Raw genomic sequence first — 1,758 nt, 5'->3', positions numbered from 1 at the left:
GGGCGAGGTGGAGCGCTGCAGCCACCGCACGGGCGCCTCGCCGCTGCTCTACCACGGCGGCACGTTCTACACCGAGCACCCGCTGGGCGCCGCGCCCGCGCTGCAGGCCGAGATCCGCAAATGACGGCGCCGCGGGCCCTTCGAGGGGGCACCGCGGCGCGGCGGGGACCGAACGGCCAGGGCGGCGGCTATTTCACGCCGTCGGGCAGCTCGATCTTGACCTCCAGCACTTCCAGGTTGTCCTGGCGCTCCAGGTGCACCTTGATGTCGTCGGCGTGGATCGACACGTACTTGGAGATCACCGCCACCAGTTCGCGCTGCAGCGCGGGCAGGTAGTCGGGCGTGGAGGCGTTGCGGCCGTTGCGTTCGTGCGCGAGGATGATCTGCAGGCGCTCCTTGGCGACCGAGGCGGTCTTCTTTTTCTCGCCCAGCAGGAAAGACAACAGAGACATGCGTTACCTCCCGCCGAAGATGCGTTTGAAGAAGCCGGGCTTGTGCGCGTCGATGAACCGCAGGGGCTTGTCCTCGCCGAGGAAGCGGGCCACCACGTCCTTGTAGGCCTCGGACACGTCGGTGCCCTGCATGTGGATGGCCGGCGTGCCCTGGTTGGACGCCTGCAGCACGTTCTCGGACTCAGGCACCACGCCGATCAGCTCGATGCGCAGGATGTCCTGGATGTCCTCCAGCGACAGCATCTGCCCGTCTTCCACGCGGTTGGGGTTGTAGCGCGTGATGAGCAGGTGCTCCTTCACGGGCTCGCCGCCGGCGATGGCGCGCTTGGTCTTGCTGCCCAGCATGCCCAGGATGCGGTCGGAGTCGCGCACCGAGGACACCTCGGGGTTGGTCACCAGCAGCGCTTCGTCGGCGAAGTGCATGGCCATGAGCGCGCCGCTCTCGATGCCGGCGGGCGAGTCGCAGACGATGTACTCGAAGCCCATGCCGGACAGGTCGTTCAGGATCTTCTCCACGCCGTCCTGCGTGAGCGCATCCTTGTCGCGCGTCTGGCTGGCGGCCAGCACGAACAGGTTGTCGCACTGCTTGTCCTTGATGAGGGCCTGGTTCAGGTTGGCCTCGCCCTGGATCACGTTGATGAGGTCATACACCACGCGGCGTTCGCAGCCCATGATGAGGTCCAGGTTGCGCAGGCCGACGTCGAAGTCGATCACCGCGGTCTTGTGGCCGCGCAGTGCGAGGCCGGATGCGAAGCTGGCACTGGTGGTGGTCTTGCCCACGCCACCCTTGCCGGAGGTCACGACGACGATTTTGGCCATGTTGTGAAAATTCCCTGCGTTGGTCCGAATGAAAGAAGAAGGCGGTCAGAACGGGTTCTAGAGCGGCTCGATGAGCAGCTTCTCGCCGTCGAGCCGCACCTGGGCCGGCTTGCCGCGCACGGCGTCCGGCAGCTCGGTCTCGGTGGTGCGGTAGATGCCTGCGATCGACACGAGCTGCGGCTCCAGGCACGTGCTGAAGATGCGCGCGCTGGTGTCGCCGCGCGCGCCGGCGATGGCCCGCCCGCGCATGGGCGCATAGACGTGGATGTTGCCGTCCGCGATCACCTCGGCGCCGAAGCTCACCACGGCCATCACGACCAGGTCGGCGCCGCGGGCATACACCTGCTGGCCCGAGCGCAGCGGCTTGTCCACCACCACGGTGGTCGGGCCGCCGGCGGGCACCTCGCGCACCACTTCGACCTCGCGGATGACTTCGCGCACCACCTCGCGCGGGGGGCGGGGGCCGCGTCGCGCGGGGGCGTCGGCC

Annotated in this window: 3 protein-coding genes and 1 pseudogene; 1 reads left to right on the top strand and 3 read right to left on the bottom strand. The window is 68.0% G+C overall.

Annotation, left to right across the window (positions count from 1 at the left end; all coding sequences use genetic code 11):
• Nucleotides 1-124: pseudogene (locus AC27IO_RS23800) on the top strand (flavin reductase); the annotation flags it as partial.
• A 64-nt stretch (nt 125-188) separates the two neighbouring features.
• Here the strand turns inward: AC27IO_RS23800 and minE are convergent.
• The 3 genes from minE to minC form a co-directional block, all read right to left on the bottom strand.
• On the bottom strand, nt 189-452 hold the full coding sequence (gene minE, locus AC27IO_RS23795) for a cell division topological specificity factor MinE (RefSeq protein ID WP_092744488.1): 264 nt from the start codon (nt 450-452) through the stop codon (nt 189-191).
• Nucleotides 453-455: 3 nt separating this feature from the next.
• The gene (gene minD / locus AC27IO_RS23790) at nt 456-1,271 is read right to left on the bottom strand and encodes a septum site-determining protein MinD (protein ID WP_284397011.1); all 816 of its coding nucleotides are present in this window, start codon (nt 1,269-1,271) and stop codon (nt 456-458) included.
• A gap of 57 nt (nt 1,272-1,328) precedes the next feature.
• Nucleotides 1,329-1,758 (bottom strand): septum site-determining protein MinC (gene minC, locus AC27IO_RS23785; protein WP_498741125.1); only part of this gene is annotated, 430 nt, incomplete at its 5' end.

This window comes from Acidovorax sp. KNOB132, from assembly GCF_057541515.1.
This window is presented reverse-complemented; position numbering and strand designations above follow the sequence as displayed.